Origin of the sequence: Streptomyces sp. x-19 (assembly GCF_046549115.1) — a bacterium.
Lineage (GTDB): Bacteria > Actinomycetota > Actinomycetes > Streptomycetales > Streptomycetaceae > Streptomyces > Streptomyces albulus_C.
In genome coordinates, this window is the sequence record NZ_JAJPWK010000006.1 from 277,211 (window position 1) to 293,506 (window position 16,296).

Annotated in this window: 16 protein-coding genes and 1 riboswitch; of the genes, 7 read left to right on the top strand and 9 right to left on the bottom strand. The window is 75.2% G+C overall.

Annotated elements, in window-relative coordinates; genetic code table 11:
• Window positions 1–372: 372 nt before the first annotated feature.
• From ACLJT4_RS18325 to ACLJT4_RS18335, 3 genes are all read right to left on the bottom strand, one after another.
• Complete coding sequence (locus ACLJT4_RS18325) at window positions 373–1,164, bottom strand: enhanced serine sensitivity protein SseB C-terminal domain-containing protein (RefSeq protein ID WP_016571849.1); 792 nt, start codon at window positions 1,162–1,164, stop codon at window positions 373–375.
• Between the two features lie 53 nt (window positions 1,165–1,217).
• Window positions 1,218–2,063, bottom strand: coding sequence for an enhanced serine sensitivity protein SseB (locus ACLJT4_RS18330; RefSeq protein WP_411123338.1), 846 nt, complete (start codon window positions 2,061–2,063; stop codon window positions 1,218–1,220).
• A 167-nt stretch (window positions 2,064–2,230) separates the two neighbouring features.
• Window positions 2,231–2,944 (bottom strand): AAA family ATPase, encoded by a 714-nt coding sequence (locus ACLJT4_RS18335; RefSeq protein ID WP_411123339.1) that lies wholly within the window; start codon window positions 2,942–2,944, stop codon window positions 2,231–2,233.
• A gap of 296 nt (window positions 2,945–3,240) precedes the next feature.
• Window positions 3,241–3,336: riboswitch (glycine riboswitch) on the top strand.
• Window positions 3,337–3,488: 152 nt separating this feature from the next.
• Here ACLJT4_RS18335 and gcvT point away from each other — a divergent pair.
• The 4 genes from gcvT (at window position 3,489) to ACLJT4_RS18355 (ending at window position 8,161) form a co-directional block, all read left to right on the top strand.
• On the top strand, window positions 3,489–4,613 hold the full coding sequence (gcvT, locus tag ACLJT4_RS18340) for a glycine cleavage system aminomethyltransferase GcvT (RefSeq protein ID WP_411123340.1): 1,125 nt from the start codon (window positions 3,489–3,491) through the stop codon (window positions 4,611–4,613).
• A gap of 121 nt (window positions 4,614–4,734) precedes the next feature.
• The gene (gene gcvH / locus ACLJT4_RS18345) at window positions 4,735–5,112 is read left to right on the top strand and encodes a glycine cleavage system protein GcvH (RefSeq protein ID WP_016578057.1); all 378 of its coding nucleotides are present in this window, start codon (window positions 4,735–4,737) and stop codon (window positions 5,110–5,112) included.
• A 92-nt stretch (window positions 5,113–5,204) separates the two neighbouring features.
• On the top strand, window positions 5,205–6,464 hold the full coding sequence (glyA, locus tag ACLJT4_RS18350; protein WP_038521861.1) for a serine hydroxymethyltransferase: 1,260 nt from the start codon (window positions 5,205–5,207) through the stop codon (window positions 6,462–6,464).
• A 314-nt stretch (window positions 6,465–6,778) separates the two neighbouring features.
• On the top strand, window positions 6,779–8,161 hold the full coding sequence (locus tag ACLJT4_RS18355) for an L-serine ammonia-lyase (RefSeq protein WP_411123341.1): 1,383 nt from the start codon (window positions 6,779–6,781) through the stop codon (window positions 8,159–8,161).
• A 79-nt stretch (window positions 8,162–8,240) separates the two neighbouring features.
• Here ACLJT4_RS18355 and ACLJT4_RS18360 read toward each other — a convergent pair whose 3' ends face one another.
• From ACLJT4_RS18360 to ACLJT4_RS18375, 4 genes are all read right to left on the bottom strand, one after another.
• Complete coding sequence (locus tag ACLJT4_RS18360) at window positions 8,241–8,537, bottom strand: hypothetical protein (RefSeq protein ID WP_411123342.1); 297 nt, start codon at window positions 8,535–8,537, stop codon at window positions 8,241–8,243.
• 136 nt (window positions 8,538–8,673) lie between these two features.
• Window positions 8,674–9,396, bottom strand: a complete 723-nt coding sequence (locus ACLJT4_RS18365) for a phosphatase PAP2 family protein (protein ID WP_411123343.1) — start codon at window positions 9,394–9,396, stop codon at window positions 8,674–8,676.
• A gap of 11 nt (window positions 9,397–9,407) precedes the next feature.
• Window positions 9,408–10,064 (bottom strand): phosphatase PAP2 family protein, encoded by a 657-nt coding sequence (locus tag ACLJT4_RS18370; protein ID WP_411123344.1) that lies wholly within the window; start codon window positions 10,062–10,064, stop codon window positions 9,408–9,410.
• A gap of 105 nt (window positions 10,065–10,169) precedes the next feature.
• Window positions 10,170–10,886 (bottom strand): DedA family protein, encoded by a 717-nt coding sequence (locus ACLJT4_RS18375; RefSeq protein WP_411123421.1) that lies wholly within the window; start codon window positions 10,884–10,886, stop codon window positions 10,170–10,172.
• A 126-nt stretch (window positions 10,887–11,012) separates the two neighbouring features.
• Between ACLJT4_RS18375 and ACLJT4_RS18380 the strand changes: the two genes are divergently transcribed.
• Together ACLJT4_RS18380 and ACLJT4_RS18385 are read left to right on the top strand one after the other, a co-directional pair.
• Window positions 11,013–11,432 (top strand): BlaI/MecI/CopY family transcriptional regulator, encoded by a 420-nt coding sequence (locus ACLJT4_RS18380; RefSeq protein ID WP_016575105.1) that lies wholly within the window; start codon window positions 11,013–11,015, stop codon window positions 11,430–11,432.
• Complete coding sequence (locus ACLJT4_RS18385; RefSeq protein WP_411123345.1) at window positions 11,429–12,391, top strand: M56 family metallopeptidase; 963 nt, start codon at window positions 11,429–11,431, stop codon at window positions 12,389–12,391. The genes ACLJT4_RS18380 and ACLJT4_RS18385 overlap by 4 nt, the downstream gene beginning before the upstream one ends.
• A 36-nt stretch (window positions 12,392–12,427) precedes the next feature.
• Here ACLJT4_RS18385 and ACLJT4_RS18390 read toward each other — a convergent pair whose 3' ends face one another.
• Together ACLJT4_RS18390 and ACLJT4_RS18395 are read right to left on the bottom strand one after the other, a co-directional pair.
• Window positions 12,428–13,933, bottom strand: a complete 1,506-nt coding sequence (locus ACLJT4_RS18390) for an ATP-binding protein (RefSeq protein WP_411123346.1) — start codon at window positions 13,931–13,933, stop codon at window positions 12,428–12,430.
• Entirely contained in the window at window positions 13,934–14,668 is a 735-nt protein-coding gene (locus ACLJT4_RS18395; protein WP_411123347.1) for a response regulator transcription factor, read from the bottom strand.
• Window positions 14,669–14,914: 246 nt separating this feature from the next.
• Between ACLJT4_RS18395 and ACLJT4_RS18400 the strand changes: the two genes are divergently transcribed.
• Window positions 14,915–16,201 (top strand): glycosyltransferase, encoded by a 1,287-nt coding sequence (locus ACLJT4_RS18400; RefSeq protein ID WP_411123348.1) that lies wholly within the window; start codon window positions 14,915–14,917, stop codon window positions 16,199–16,201.
• Window positions 16,202–16,296 lie beyond the last annotated feature (95 nt).

The window sequence follows — 16,296 nt, forward strand, 5'->3', positions numbered from 1 at the left end:
CCTGTGCCCGCCGCGGTAGCGGCCTGGTCTGTAACCTCGCTGGTGTTCCCCTGCCGCCATCTCCTCCGGGTCTCGCGGGAGTTGGCACTGCGGACGGATCAAAGGTGCGCAGGACAACGGCGGGGACGACGCTCGTACAAAGGACCGAGGTCCTCGATGCCGGGAGTCTTCATCCGAGTCGCGATCACTCACCAGCCCTGACGGTGAATGGATGCGCAACTGTGATGTGGTCCGCGGCTTTCCGTTATACGAACAGCAGGGCGGACTGAGCGGTGCGCCGGGCGCTCGGGAGGGGCGTCAACCGGCGTGCAGATGAGGGGAATTCGGCGCAAGGCCGACGGCGGACGGGGCCCGTCCGGGCGCCCGCCGGCGTCAGTAGGGGCGGGGGTAGCCGTACCCGTAGGTGGGTCCGGGCGCGGGCGGCTGGGCGTAGCCGTCGCGGTCGAAGAACGGGCGGGCGCAGGCCCGCATCCACATGCCCACCGGGTCGTACTCGTCGTTCATGGCGACCGTGGAGACCGGCAGTCCGTCCGGCACCGCGCCCATCGACTGCTGGATCATCATCCGCGCGGCGTCCACCGACGGCTGCCCGGTGTCGTACAGATCCAGGCCGATCGCCAGATAAGGGGCACCGAGGGCGGGTTGCACCCATGCCCGGCGCAACGAACGTACCGGGGGCGTCCGGTGGGCGTTCTGCGCGAGCAGGGCGTAGAACTGCGGGATGTCGATGACCGGTTCGGAGATCCGCAGCGGCCCGGCCGGCAGGCGGTCGAGGCCGGCGGCGATCCGGCGCAGGTCGAGCCAGGGGACGCCGACCCCGCCGCCGGGAGCGTGCGGATTCAGCCACAGGCCCCAGCGGTCCGGGAAGAGCGAGGCGGCGATCTCGGGGCCGCTGACGAGTTCGTGGTCACGGGTCCAGCCGGAGGCGGCGAGCTCGGCCGCGGAGGTCACGCAGGGCGCGTAGCCCAGCCCGTCGACCTCCATGTTGCCGTACTGCGCGTCGGGTTGCCCGGCCCGGCCGTGCCACAGGAGCATCCAGACCTGCCCGTGCGCGAGGGCCCCCAGCAACGCCTCGTAGGCGTCGTAGCGCCCGGGCGAGACCTGCCGCAGCATCTGCTCGACCTGGTCGGCCGCCGCCGCTCCCTGATGCGCACCCGCGCTCACGTGGTCCGTCCCTTCTGCCGGCAGGGCCTGCGCCCGCCCGTCGTTCCCCCAGCTTACGAGTGGTCCCGGGTGTAGAAGGGCCGCACGCGCTCCAGCATCCAGTCGGCGACCGGATCGCCCTGGGCGATGTCGAGCAGCACCAGCTGGACCGGCCAGGCGACCGGCACCTGACCCAGCGCCTGCCCCAACGCGTGCAGGGCCTCGTCGCGGGCGCTTCCGTCGTGCAGCCGCTCGGGGGCGACGTCGAGCTGCACTCCGACGAAGAGCGCCGGCGTGTCACCCTCGACGCTGGCCAGCGCGCGCCGGGCGGTCAGCACGCACCCGGCGGCCGAGAACGCCAGGCCGGCGGCGGCGAGGAAGTCCACCGGCTCGTCCTGCCAGTCCGGCTCGAAGAGCCGCACCCGGGCGCCGCCGGCCGGCGGGCCGTCCAGATCCGACCGCCCGGACCGACACAATTCGGCCACTGCGGGCGGCGGCAGCGGAACGCCCACCGTGCCGCCCGGATTGACCGCGACGCCCAGCAGCGGCGGCAGCCCGCGGGCGAACTCCCGGGCCGGTGCGACGGTGTACGACATGTGCGCGCCGACGGCCTTCAGGAACTCCTGCTCGGAGCTGAAGACCGGGACGTACGCGGCGCCGCCGATCTCGACGGTCGGCAGGTCGAGGCCGCCCGCCCCGGGACCCGCGCTGTCCGGGCCGCCGCCCTCGGGCAGCGGCACCCACACCTGGCTGCGGCCCAGCACCTCGACGATCCGTCCCCCGGCCTCGGGGTGTCCGACCGACGCGGCCAGCACCTGCTCCAGCTCGTTGGCCGGCCAGGCCAACTGCGGTATCCCCGCGTCCGGGACGCACCCCGGCACCGGACCACCGTGCTGCGGGTAATTGTCCGGATAGTTCATCTCACCCACCCATTACTGGCCGCGCTCCCCGGCCCCTGACCCTGGGGGCGGACCCGCGGACCCGCCCGGTGGATCAGACCCTAACCGGGAAAGCGCCGCACGCCGAAGCCGGCGGCGGCCCCGATGTGCGCCGGAGCCGAACCGGACGCGGGCGGTCCACCACCGGCTCAGCCGAAGGCGACCCGCTCCAACGCCCCGGCGGCGGGCCGGTCCAGCAGCACCGCGGAGCCGAACCCCGACGGGAGCCGGGCCGCCTCGGCCCGGGCGACCAGCCGGCGCACCGCCCTGCGGTGCCGGGCGAAGGCGTACCGCGAGACCCGCCGGCCCCGCGCCCGTTGGCCGATCAGCGCCGCCTCGGGCGGCACGTCGAGCAGCACCAGGTGCACCCGTCGGCCGTCGCGCAGCGCCGCCCGGGAGAGCCAGCGCCGCACCCACGCCAACGTCCCGCAGTCGTGCACCACCACGCTCGCGCCGGAGCGCACCGCGCGGCGCAACGCCAGATAGTGCGCCACCCGGACCAGCGGGCGGTACAGGGCGTAGGGCAGGCGGCGCAGCCGGCCGCGCTGCCAGCGCTCCCGGGCGTCCTGGGAGTCCACGCGGTGCACCCGGGCGCCGCGGCCGTCGCGGCACGGCACCACCCGGGCCATCAGGGTGCTCTTGCCACTGCCCGGCAGGCCGGAGACCACGATCAGGTCGCCGGGCGGGAAGCGGAGCGCGGTGCGCGGCGTGCGGTCGGCGCCGCGCAGGTCGGTGATCCGCGGCCCGGCGGTCGGCCGGCCGGCGGGGCGGCGCGTCGCCCGGGGCGCGATCGGCGCCGGTACCGGGGCGGGCTCCGGCGGGGCGGCCCCCGCCGTCGTCGCGTACGCCGCTTCGCTGTGCACCGTGATCGCCCCTCCCCGTCGGATCAGGTCGGATATCAGGACCCGACCTTTCCGCAGAGTGTCAAGAAAAGGTAATGAGCAGCAAGGCGATTGCCAAGCGCAGCACCGGAATTGACGGTCCGGGGACGCCGTCGGGCGACTCGGCGCCGGGGGCCGCGGGCCGCGCGGAGCACGGGTGACCGGCCGCGGAGCGACGGCCGGGACTCCTGCATCCGGCGATCCCGTGCAATGATGTGGCCGCCACGGGCCCACCACTGGTCACTCGTGCACAGCCAGCCAATTGCATACCGGCCGCTTGAATCCGCGCGGGAGAGTCCCCGGCCGCCACGGCGGGGCGCCGAAGGAGCAAGTCCTCCCTTGAATCTCTCAGGCCCCTATACCGCGCGGGCGAGGCAGATCTGAAAAGCGAGTCGCGGCCCGGCTGAAGGGGGCGGCTCCACCCAAGGTGCAAACCGGGTCCGTGCGCGGACTCCCGGTGAACCTCTCAGGTTCCGATGACAGATGGGGAGACCGTCTTGTCACCCATGCCTGGGAGCCCAGAACGATGACTGATGCCCCCCGCCGCACCGCGCTGGATGCCACGCACCGCGCGCTCGGCGCGACCATGACCGACTTCGCCGGCTGGGACATGCCGCTGCGCTACAGCAGCGAACGCGAGGAGCACGTCGCGGTGCGCACCCGCGCCGGCCTCTTCGACCTCTCCCACATGGGCGAGATCACCGTCACCGGTCCCCAGGCCGGTGCACTGCTCGACCACGCGCTGGTCGGCAACATCGGCGCCCTGAAGGTCGGGCGGGCCCGCTACACCATGATCTGCGCCCCCGACGGCGGCATCCTCGACGATTTGATCGTCTACCGCCTCGCCGAGCGGGAGTTCATGGTCGTCGCCAACGCCTCCAACGCCCAGGTGGTGCTGGACGCGCTGGCCGCGCGGCAGGCCGGCTTCGACGCCGCGGTCCGCGACGACCGGGACGCCTACGCACTGATCGCGGTGCAGGGCCCGGAGTCCCCCGGCATCCTCAAGAAGCTCTGTGCCCCCGTCGCCGACCTGGACGGGCTGAAGTACTACGCGGGACTGCCCGGGACGGTCGCCGGCGTCGAGGCGCTGATCGCCCGGACCGGCTACACCGGTGAGGACGGCTTCGAGCTGTTCGTCCGCCCGGCGGACGCGGTCACCGTGTGGGAGGCGCTGACCGAGGCCGGCCGGGACGTCGGCCTGGTCCCGTGCGGCCTGTCCTGCCGCGACACCCTGCGCCTGGAGGCGGGGATGCCGCTGTACGGACACGAGCTGACGACCGCGCTCACCCCGTTCGACGCGGGCCTGGGCCGGGTCGTGAAGTTCGAGAAGGAGGGCGACTTCGTCGGCCGCACGGCGCTGGCGGCGGCCGCCGAGCGCGCCGAGCAGGCCCCGCCGCGCAAGCTGGTCGGCCTGGTCGCCGAGGGGCGCCGGGTGCCGCGCGCCGGCTACCCGGTCGTGGCGGCCGACGGCACGGTGATCGGCGAGGTCACCTCCGGGGCGCCGTCCCCGACGCTGGGCAAGCCGATCGCCATCGCCTACGTCGACGCCGAGCACGCCGCGCCGGGCACGGCGGGCGTCCGGGTGGACATCCGCGGCTCGCACGAACCGTACGAGGTCGTCGCGCTGCCCTTCTACAAGCGGCAGAAGTAGCCGCCGGCGCCGGCCGGTCCGCGGCGCCCGCCGTGGACCTGCGCCGTCGCGTCCGACACACGCATCTCACTGGGCAAGACCCCATTCACCATCACACCCGCGCGTACAGGAGAATCGAGCCATGGACAACCCCCAGCAGCTGCGCTACAGCAAGGAGCACGAGTGGCTGTCGGACGCCGAGGGCGGCGTCTCGACGGTCGGCATCACCGAGCACGCGGCCAACGCCCTCGGCGACGTCGTCTTCGTGCAGCTCCCCGAGGTCGGGGCCACCGTCACCGCCGGCGAGTCCTGCGGTGAGCTGGAGTCGACCAAGTCGGTCAGCGACCTCTACTCGCCCGTGAACGGTGAGATCACCGAGGTCAACGACGACGTCGTCGCGGACCCCTCGCTGGTGAACTCCGCCCCGTTCGAGGGCGGTTGGCTGTTCAAGGTGAAGATCACCGGCGAGCCGGAGGACCTGCTCACGGCCGACGCGTACACCGCCTTCACCGCCGGCTGACTCCCCCAGCTCACGCTGGGAGCGCCCGCGGCCCCGCCACCGCACCGGCGGGGCCACGGCGCCCCGCCCGCCCCCTCTCTCCAGGAAGTCCCATGTCGCTTCTGAACAGCTCCCTCCATGAGCTCGACCCCGACGTCGCCGCCGCCGTCGACGCCGAGCTGCACCGTCAGCAGTCCACCCTCGAAATGATCGCGTCGGAGAACTTCGCTCCGGTCGCCGTCATGGAGGCCCAGGGCTCGGTCCTGACCAACAAGTACGCCGAGGGCTACCCCGGCCGCCGCTACTACGGCGGCTGCGAGCACGTCGACGTCGTCGAGCAGATCGCCATCGACCGGATCAAGGCGCTCTTCGGCGCCGAGGCGGCCAACGTCCAGCCGCACTCCGGTGCGCAGGCCAACGCCGCCGCGATGTTCGCGCTGATCAAGCCGGGCGACACCATCCTGGGTCTGAACCTCGCCCACGGCGGGCACCTGACCCACGGCATGAAGATCAACTTCTCCGGCAAGCTGTACAACGTGGTGCCCTACCACGTCGACGAGAAGACCAACCTGGTCGACATGGAGGAGGTCGAGCGCCTCGCCAAGGAGCACCGGCCCAAGCTGATCGTCGCCGGCTGGTCCGCCTACCCGCGCCAGCTCGACTTCGCCGCCTTCCGCCGGATCGCGGACGAGGTCGGCGCGTACCTCATGGTCGACATGGCGCACTTCGCCGGCCTGGTGGCCGCCGGGCTGCACCCCTCCCCGGTGCCGCACGCCCACGTGGTGACCACCACCACGCACAAGACGCTGGGCGGCCCCCGCGGCGGCGTGATCCTCTCCACCGCCGAGCTGGCCAAGAAGATCAACTCCGCGGTCTTCCCCGGTCAGCAGGGCGGCCCGCTGGAGCACGTGATCGCGGCCAAGGCGGTGTCCTTCAAGGTCGCCGCGTCGGAGGAGTTCAAGGAGCGCCAGCAGCGCACCCTTGAGGGCGCCCGGATCCTGGCCGAGCGCCTGGTCCAGGACGACGTCAAGGAGCACGGCGTCTCGGTGCTCTCCGGCGGCACCGACGTCCACCTCGTCCTGGTCGACCTGCGCGACTCGGCGCTCGACGGCCAGCAGGCCGAGGACCGCCTCCACGAGGTCGGCATCACCGTCAACCGCAACGCCATCCCGAACGACCCGCGGCCCCCGATGGTCACCTCCGGCCTGCGGATCGGCACCCCGGCCCTGGCCACCCGCGGCTTCCAGGCCGAGGACTTCCGCGAGGTCGCCGACATCATCGCCGAGGCGCTCAAGCCCACCTACGACCGCGAGGCCCTCAAGGCCCGGGTCACGGCCCTGGCCGAGAAGTTCCCGCTGTACCCGTCACTGTGACGGGCCGGTCACCGGGGCGTCACGGCCCCCGGTGACCAGGTGGCGGGCCGGTCCTCCGGCCCGCCGCCGCACACCGGGCCCACGGCCGGGCCGCCCCGGCCCGCCCCGCCCCGCCGCCCTTCCCTTCCCGGACGCCCCTCCCCGCCCACCGGCGCCGCGCCGTCCGGCTTCACCTCTCCTTCGCCCGCCCGCCGCTCCCCGGCCGGCGGCAATCCCCCACGAGCGGGTTACGCTCAAGAGTCGGGCCGGAAACACCCCATCCTGCCCCGATGTGCTCCACCGTCCACCACGAGCAGACAAGGGAGTCAGCCCCCGTGGCCATCTCCGTCTTCGACCTCTTCTCCATCGGCATCGGCCCCTCCAGCTCGCACACGGTCGGCCCCATGCGCGCCGCCCGGATGTTCGCCCGGCGGCTCAAGAAGGACGGTCTGCTCGCCCAGACGGTCTCGGTGCGCGCCGAGCTGTTCGGCTCGCTGGGCGCCACCGGCCACGGCCACGGCACCCCCAAGGCCGTGCTCCTCGGCCTGGAGGGCCACTCCCCCCGCACCGTCGACGTCGAATCCGCCGACGACGAGGTGGCGCGCATCCGCACCAGCGGCCGGCTGCGCCTGCTCGGCGCCGAGATAGGCACCGCGCACGAGATCGACTTCGACGAGCCCACGCAGCTGATCCTGCACCGCCGCCGCTCGCTGCCGTACCACGCCAACGGCATGACGCTCTTCGCCTACGACGAGGCCGGCGCGCCCCTGCTGGAGAAGACGTACTACTCGGTCGGCGGCGGCTTCGTCGTCGACGAGGACGCGGTCGGCGAGGACCGGATCAAGCTCGACGACACCGTCCTGACGCACCCCTTCCGCACCGGCGACGAACTGCTGCGGCTCTCCCGCGAGACCGGCCTGTCCATCTCCGCCCTGATGCTGGAGAACGAGAAGGCCTGGCGCACCGAGGAGGAGATCCGCGCCGGCCTGCTGGAGATCTGGCGGGTCATGGAGGCCTGCACCACCCGCGGCATGTCCCGCGAGGGCATCCTCCCCGGCGGCCTGAAGGTCCGCCGCCGCGCCGCCAACGCCGCCCGCGCCCTGCGCTCCGAGGGCGACGCAGCGGCCCGCGCCATGGAGTGGGTCACCCTCTACGCCATGGCCGTCAACGAGGAGAACGCCGCCGGCGGCCGGGTGGTGACCGCCCCGACCAACGGCGCGGCCGGCATCATCCCCGCCGTGCTCCACTACTACGTCAACTTCGTCCCCGGCGCCGACGAGGACGGGGTCGTCCGCTTCCTGCTCGCGGCCGGCGCCATCGGCATGCTCTTCAAGGAGAACGCCTCGATCTCCGGCGCCGAGGTCGGCTGCCAGGGCGAGGTCGGCTCCGCCTGCTCGATGGCCGCCGGCGGCCTGGCCGAGGTACTCGGCGGCAGCCCCGAACAGGTCGAGAACGCCGCCGAGATCGGCATGGAGCACAACCTCGGCCTGACCTGCGACCCGGTCGGCGGCCTCGTCCAGATCCCGTGCATCGAGCGCAACGGCATGGCCGCCGTGAAGGCCGTCACCGCCGCCCGGATGTCGCTGCGCGGCGACGGCCGCCACCACGTCTCCCTCGACAAGGTCATCAAGACCATGAAGGAGACCGGCGCCGACATGTCCGTCAAGTACAAGGAGACCGCCCGCGGCGGCCTCGCGGTGAACATCATCGAGTGCTGAGGCCCGCTCCACGACGCCCCGGGCCCGCGTGACTCCTGTCGCGCGGGCCCGGGGCGTTGGTGTGGGTGGGCGACGCCCGCTACCGCCCGATCTCCCAGGCGAACGGCGGGAGTTCGCTGGCCCGGAAGTAGATGTCCAGGGCCCGGGCGGTGGGGGCGAAGGGGTGGACGCGGGCGCCGTCGAGGCCGGGCAGGAGGCGGGCGCAGTGTTGGATGCAGCCGGCCACTTCCCGGCCTTCGCGGTCGACGAGGGTGGCGGCGTCGGGCGGGCCGTCGCACGGGGTGGGGTCGGCGGCCGCGGCGGCGGGGCAGCGGTCGTGGGCGGCGGTCCGGGTGGCCGGGCGGGCGGCGGGCGGGGCGCTCGTCGACTGGTGCATGGCAGTCCCCCTGGTGCTGCGCGGTTACGGGTGCGGAGGCGGACCGGTGACGGCGGGCGCGGTCACCGGTGCCCACGTCAGTGGTGCTCGCCGCGGCGGGGGTCCATGCGGCCTTGGGGAAGACCTGGGGCGTTCGTCAGCGAATCATGTCCAAGCCCTGCGGGGAGCTTCCGGGACGGTCCGTGGGCGGCACGGCCAGGGGGTCCAGGAGCAGGGCGAGGGCGAGCAGGGTGGCGGCCAGCAGCCAGCCGGCCAGTACGTCGCCGGCCCAGTGGACGCCGAGGTAGACGCGGGTGAGGCCGACGCCGACGGCCCAGAGGGCGAGCAGTGCGCACCACCCGCGGCCGGTACCGGGGCGGGTGTGGTGCAGCACGCCCCAGGCCAGGAGGCCGGCGGCCAGCGCGGAGGTGGTGGCGTGGCCGGAGGGGAAGGAGTGGCCGGTGGCCCGGGCGGCCCAGTCGGCGACCGGCGGGCGGGGCCGGGCGAAGAGCTCCATGAGGCCGTAGCGGAGCGCCTGGCAGGCGGCGAGGACGAGCACCGCGGCCAGCGCCGCGCGGATCCGGCCACCGGCCCGCCGGCCGGCCAGCAGGCCGGCGAGGAGCGCCATCAGGTACGGCACGACGCCGGTGCCGGTGGCGGTCAGGGCGGTGGCCAGGGAGCGCAGCGGTTCGCCGCGGTGGGCGGTGGCCCAGTGCAGGGCGGCCCGTTCGGGGGCGAGCGGGGCGCCGTCGCGGACGGCCATGACGACGGCGACGGCGGCGAAGAGCGCGGCGCCGAGGGCCGCGGCGCGCAGCAGGCGGAGCGGGGGCGCACCCAGGCGCGGGCCGCGGCGCGCGCCGTCGGCCGGCTCCGGTGGCACCCCCGGGGGCGTCACCGGGCGGCGACCAACGGGCGCAACGGGGTCTCCCGGACCCGGTCGACCAGGGGGGCGGCACGCCGGGCGAGCGGCGTCAGGACCGCGGCGACCAGGGTGCCGACGATCAGGCCGACCACGACGTCGTGCGGGTAGTGGGCGCCGACCCAGACCCGCGAGGCGCCCATCAGGAGCGCGGCGGGGACGGCGATGGCGCCCAGCCGGCGGTCCAGCAGAAGCAGTGCGATGGCCGCGGAGGCGGCGATCACCGAGTGGTTGCTGGGGAACGACCAGTCGCCGATCCCCGGGCACGGCTCGACCGTGACGACGTGCAGCGTCTGGCAGGGGCGCTGCTCGTGGAAGAAGCTCTTGACCACGTCGTTGACCACGTAGGCCAGGACCACGATGACGGGGACCGCCAGGGCCATGGCCATCTGGACGGCGGGCGTGTGGCGTCCCTCACTGCGGGCGAGCCGGCGGCGGGTGCTGCCGCCGAGGCGCGTGCGGGCGCGCCACCAGCCGACCAGCATCAGCAGTGCGAAGACGCTCAGTCCGAGGTCGGTCCAGTAGGAGACCAGGACGTTGAGGAAGTGCGGCATCTGCTGGGCGAAGCCGGTCACGGAGGTGTACAGGCCGCCGTCGATCGAGGCTCCGCCGAAGGCGAGGTCGGTCACTGGGCTTACTCCTTGGCGGATTGGTGCGGGGTGCGCGGGCTGGATGCCGGGGCGGCCCTGGTGGTGCGCCGGCCGCGGTGCGCTCCAGCAAGTGTGCCGGGTCGTTCAGGGTGCCGGTGGCGCGGTGGCGTGATCCGGCGCATCGGTGGGCTCGGTGGCCGCCCCGTCGGTGCCGCGCTGCTTGCGGCTGCGAAGCACTTCCACGGCGATCGGGGTCAGGGACACCAGGATCACGAGGGCGACGACCGGCAGGAGGTAGCGGTCGACGTTGGGCACCGAGGAGCCCAGGGCGTACCCCGCGAGGGTGAGGCCGATCGCCCAGATCAGGCCACCGACGACCTGCCAGAGGGCGAAGGTGCGGGCCGGCACGTTCAGTGCGCCGGCCAGCGGGTTGAGCACGGTGCGGACGATCGGCACGAAGCGGGCCAGGACGATCGCCTTGGCGTGGCCGTAGCGCGCCAGGTACTCCTCGGCGCGGGCGGCGCCCTCCTGGAGCTTGCGGGACCGGCCCCGGTCGAGCAGCGCCCGGCCGCCGCGGCGACCGATCCAGTAGCCGGTCTGCGAGCCGATGAGGGTGCCGACGACCGCGGCGGTCAGCACCTGCGGCAGGGCGAGGTGGACGGCGCCGCCGACGCCGGGGGCGCACAGCAGTCCGGCGGTGAACAGCAGGGAGTCGCCGGGCAGGAAGAAGCCGACCAGGAGGCCGGTCTCGGCGAACAGGACGACGGCGACGCCGAGCGCGCCGAAGGCGGCGAGCAGCGAACCGGCGTCGAGGACGTTGACCGCCTCGGTGACGGTGCTGGCGTGCAGTGCCGCGGCCATTACGGCCATGTCGGTGGCCCCTCCCATAATGGGTTGCGGGTGTCCGCCGAGCGGCCGACTCCCACCGTCTACAGACCAGTAGACGGTCTACGGCACTGTAGACGAAGGAATGGTGGAGGGCGTTCCATGTCGGAGACTTCACCCGCGGCCCGCCGCCCCGCCGGCGAGCTGGAGGCGAGCGTGCTGGCGGCCCTGTGGGCGGCGGCGGGACCACTGACCCCCGCCGAGGTGCAGGGCGAACTGGGCGGCCGGCTCGCCCGGACGACGGTCACCACCATCCTCAGCCGGCTGCACGACAAGGGCGCGGTCTCCCGCACCCGGGCCGGCCGCGGCTTCGCCTACTCACCGATACACGACTCCGCCGGCCTGACCGCCCGGCGGATGCGCAGCGAGCTGGACAAGCAGGACGACCGCACCACCGCGCTCGCCCGCTTCGTCTCCGAGCTGACCAGCGAGGACGAGCAACTGCTCCGCTCGCTGCTGGACGAGGCGGACGCGCCGGGCGCCGCGGGCGGCCCGCTCCCCGGCTCCGGGACCACCCCATGATCATCGCCGTCTGGCTCCCGCTGGTGATGCCGCTGCTGGCGGTGCCGACCGCCCGTCGGCTCGCCGAGTCGTTGCCGCCGCGCGCCGCGGCCTGGCTGCTGGCCTGCTGCGCCGCCGCGCTGGCCGCCTGCACCGCCGCGGCGCTGGGGCTGCTCGCGGTCGCCGGGGCGCTGCGGCTGCCGCCGGTCGCGGCCTTCGGCCATCTGGAGCGGGCCCTGCCGGGCACCGACGCGGCCGTGACCGTCCCGGCGGCCCCGGTTGCCGGCGCGCTGCTGGCCTGCTGCGCGGTCGCGGTCACCCGCCGCGCCCTGCGGCACCGCGCCGAGCTGCGCGCCGCCCGGCGCACCGCCGACGGCCACGGCCTCGCCGGCGACCTCTGCGTCCTGCCGGACGCGGAGCCCGACGCCTACGCCCTGCCGGGCCGCCCGGGGCGGGTGGTGGTCACCGCGGGGATGCTGCGGGCGCTGCCGCCGGCCGAACGGGAGGCGCTGTTCGCCCACGAGCGCGCCCACCTCGTGGGCCGCCACCACCTCTTCCTGCTGACCGCCGCGCTGGCCGGGGCCTGCCATCCGCTGCTCCGCGGGCTGCGCGCCCCGCTGGCGTACGCCCTGGAGCGCTGGGCCGACGAGTCCGCCGCCGCCCGGGTGGGCGACCGGCAGCTCACCGCCCGGGCCATCGGCCGCGCCGCGCTGGCCGCCCGGACGCACGCCGCGGCCGCCCCACGGCCGGGTACGGCCCCGGCCGCGACCAGCGGCCCGGTGCCGCGGCGGGTCGCCGCGCTGCTCCGCCCCGACCGGCCGGCCGACCGCCCCCGCGGCCGGCTGCTGCCCGTCGGCCGCCGACTGATAGCCGCCGCTCTGCTGGCCTGCGTCGCCTTCTCCGCGGCGGGCGCGGTGGACGCGGCGGCGGATCTGCACCAGACCGTGGAAACGGCCCAGGGCGAGCAACCGGGTCGCTAGCGGCGCCGGGACGGCCCGGTTCCGGGCGGCCGGGCGTCACCGCGGGCCACCGGTGCCGCCGGCCGTCCCGTCGGAGGCCGGTTCCGGGCCGGCCGCGCCCACCGTGAAGCCCAGCCGGGCGCCGCCGCCGGGGCGGGCGGCGGCGAAGGCACCGCCGCCGTGCGCGACCGCGACCTCCCGGACGATGGCCAGGCCGAGCCCCGAACCAGGCAGGCCCCGGGCGGCCGGTGCCCGGTAGAAGCGGTCGAAGACGTAGGGCAGGTCGCTGTCGGCGATGCCCGGGCCGCGGTCCAGGACCTCGACGCGGGCCCCGGTGACGACGATGTCGATGGGCGCGGTGCCCTCGGCGTCGAACTTGGCGGCGTTCTCCAGCAGGTTGCTGAGCGCCCGGTGCAGGGCCGCCGGGCGCCCCTGCACGACCGCCGGGCGCTCGGTGCGGACGGTGATCGGCCGGCCGGTGCGGCGGCGGGCCGAGGCGGCCGCGCGGTCGGCGACTTCGGCCAGGTGGACGTCCGACGCCGGATCGTCGTCGCGCTGCCCGGCCGCCAGCGCGACCAGTTCGTTGACCAGGTCGGTCAGCTCCCTGGCCTCGCCGGCCAGGTCGGCGAGCAGCTCCTCGCGGGCCGGTGCCGGCAGCTCGTCGAACCGTTTGAGCAGCGAGATGTTGGTGCGCAGCGAGGTCAACGGGGTGCGCAGTTCGTGTCCGGCGTCCTGGACGAGCCGCTGCTGGTCGTGGACCGCGGTGGTCAGCCGCCCGAGCATGTCGTCGAAGGCCCGGCCGAGCCGGCCGACCTCGTCCCGCCCCTCGACGGGCACGTCGACGTCCACCCGACCGCGTGCGGCGACGCTCTCGGCGACCGCGGTCAGCCGGACCAGCCGCCCGGTGATGCGGCGGGCCAGCCACCAGCCGACCGCGCCGGCCAGCGCGATCACCCCGGCGGCCAGCAGCACGGTGCGCTGCTGGAGCGCGGAGAGCAGGTCCTCGGTGCCGCTGAGCTTGCGGGCGACCTGGACGGCGCCGCGCCCGCCGCCGAGCGCCACGGTGGCGACGTGGTACTCCGCGTCGCCGAGGACGACCACCCGCTCCTCGTGGTCCCCGGCGGCCGGCCGGGCGGCCACCCGCCGTTCGCGGTCCCCGGCCGGCAGCGCGGGGTGCCCGACCTCGACGATCCGCCCGCCGGCGGACAGGACCTGGACGTCGGTGCGGCTGGCGCCGGCGAGTTCGTCGCGCGGCCCACCGGAGTCGGCGGCGGCGTCGGCGGTGTAGTCGGCGGGGACGTACGGGCGCTCCCGCACCTGGGCCCGCAGGTCGCGGACGACCTCGGAGAAGACGGACTTCTCGTCCAACCGCACCAGCCGGGCCGCCGAGTCGTAGCTGAGGAAGCCGACCAGGACGGTCACCCCGGCGGCGCCGGCGGCGAAGGCCAGCGCGAAGGAGGTGCGCAGGCTGGCCGGTTTGCGGGCGCGCAACCAGGCCGCCGACCACCGCGCGGCCCGGCGGACCGCCGACGGCCGGACGAGGGGGATGCGGCGCCCGGACACTCAGTCCTCCCGGAGGACGTAGCCGACGCCGCGCACCGTGTGGATCAGCGGGCGGCTGCCCGGCACGTCGACCTTCCGCCGGAGGTAGCCGACGTACACCGCGAGGTTCTTCGAGCCGGGGCCGAAGTCGTAGCCCCATATCCGGTCGTAGATCGTGGAGTGGTCCAGGACGATGCCGGCGTTGCGGGCCAGCAGCTCCAGGAGTTCGAACTCGGTGCGGGTCAGCTCCAGTTCGCGCGTCCCGCGCCAGGCGCGCCGCGAGGGGCCGTCGATCCGCAGGTCGGCCGCCTCGACGAGCCCGCTGTCGGCCGCCCGGGGGTCGTGGCCCTCTCCGGCCTCACCGGTCCCGGTGCCGTCCCCGGCCGGCGGCGCGGTGCGCCGCAGCAGCGCCCGCAGGCGGGCGAAGACCTCCTCGACCTCGAACGGCTTGACCACGTAGTCGTCGGCGCCGGCGTCCAGGCCGGCGATCCGGTCCGCGGTCTCGACCCGGGCGGTCAGCATCAGGATCGGGGTGCGGTCCTGTTCGGCGCGCAGCACCTGGCAGACCTGGAGCCCGTCGATCCCCGGCATCATCACGTCCAGCAGGATGACGTCGGGCCGCTCGCGGTGGGCGGCGGCCAGCGCCTGGATGCCGTCGGCGACGGCGGTGACGCGGTACCCCTCCAGGGTCAGGGCGCGTTCCAGCGCGGTGCGGATGGGGCGGTCGTCCTCGGCGAGCAGCACGGAGTGAGTCACCCGGCAAGTCTGCCAAGGGCTCCCGCGGGCGGGTGCGGTCCCCCCGGACGGACGGCCCGCGGGGCGCATTCTTACCCGTCTCTCACCCGGGCCACGTCCTCGACTTACCCGCTCCCGCCACGGTGGCCGGTGCCGGACGGGCCGACCGCGGGGACCGGCCGCGGAACCGGTCCGGCCGGCAGTACGACGGCCCGGCACCGGGCACCGCCCGGGCCACCCGTGGGCGCACCACCCGGAAGACACCGCATGAAGATCACGCTCCTGCTGCACAACGCCTACGCCGTCGGCGCCCCCTTGCGCGCCGCCCTCGCCCTGGCCGCCGCGCTCGCCGACCGGCACGACGTCGAAGTGGTCTCGATGCTGCGGCACCGCGAGGTCCCGCGGTGCGCGGTGGACCCCCGGCTGCGGCTGGTGCCGCTGGTGGACACCCGGGTGGGCAGCGACGACATGGCGCACCCGCTGTTCGGCGAACCGGCGCTGGACTTCCCGACCGCCGACCGGCGCCACCACCAGTACAGCCGGCTGGTCGACCTGCGGGCCGCGGAGTTCCTGCGCGGCACCGACGCCGACGTACTGATCGGCACCCGCCCCGGGATCAACGCCTACCTGGCCCGCTTCGGCCCCCGCCGCGCCCTCCGGATCGCCCAGGAGGCGCCCCGTCACGACGCGCACGAGGACCTGCTGCGGGCCGAACTCGCCCACTCCTACCGGGCGTTGGACGCCCTGGTGACCACCGCCGAGGCGGCGGCCCACTGGCGGACCCGACGGCCGCTGCCCGGCGTGCGGGTGCTGGCGGCACCGGCCGTCGTCCCGCCGCCCGCGGATCCGCCCGGCCCGCCGGCGAACGGCGCCCGCCCCGACACCGCGGCCGCCTCCGCGCCCGAGCCCGTCCCCGGGGCAGCTGCCGACACCGCCCCGCGGACCATCGTCGCGGCCGGCCGGCTGGCCCCCGACGAGCGCTTCGACCTGCTGGTCGAGGCGTTCTCCGCGGTCTGCGCCAAGCACCCCGACTGGCGGCTGCGGATTCACGGCGAGGGCCCCGAACGCGCCCGGCTGCGGAGCCTGATCGACGGCCTCGGGCTGGCCGACCGGGCCGAGCTGGCCGGGCCGCGGTCACCGGACGGCGCGGAGTTCGCCGGGGCGTCCATCGCCGCCTCGGCCTCGGACGCCGAGGCGTCCGGCCCGGCCCTGGTCGAGGCGATGCTGCGCGGCGTCCCGGTCGTCGGCACCGGCCGGCCGCCGGGCCCCACGGAGCTCCTCCAGGGCGGTGGCGGGGTGCTGGTGCCGTGCGACGACGGGCGGGCACTGGCCGGGGCGCTGCTGGACCTGGTCGAGGACCCGGAGCGCCGGCGGGCCCTGGGGGCGGCCGCGCTGGAGAGCGCCCGCCGGCACGGCCCGGGGCCGGCCGCCGCGCGCTACCAGGTGCTGTTCGAGGAGTTGCGGACCACCCGCCGGGCCCGGGCCGTGCGCCGGGCGCTCGGCGGCATCGGGCTGCGCCTGCGCACGGGGCCCCGGGGGAACGAGCGGGCCTGAACGGCCGGACGCCCGCCGTGTAACCGGACTCCCGCCCCTTGCACACCTCCCGCCCCATCCGTGCCGTACGTTACTCAACTCGCCGGCGCCCAGCG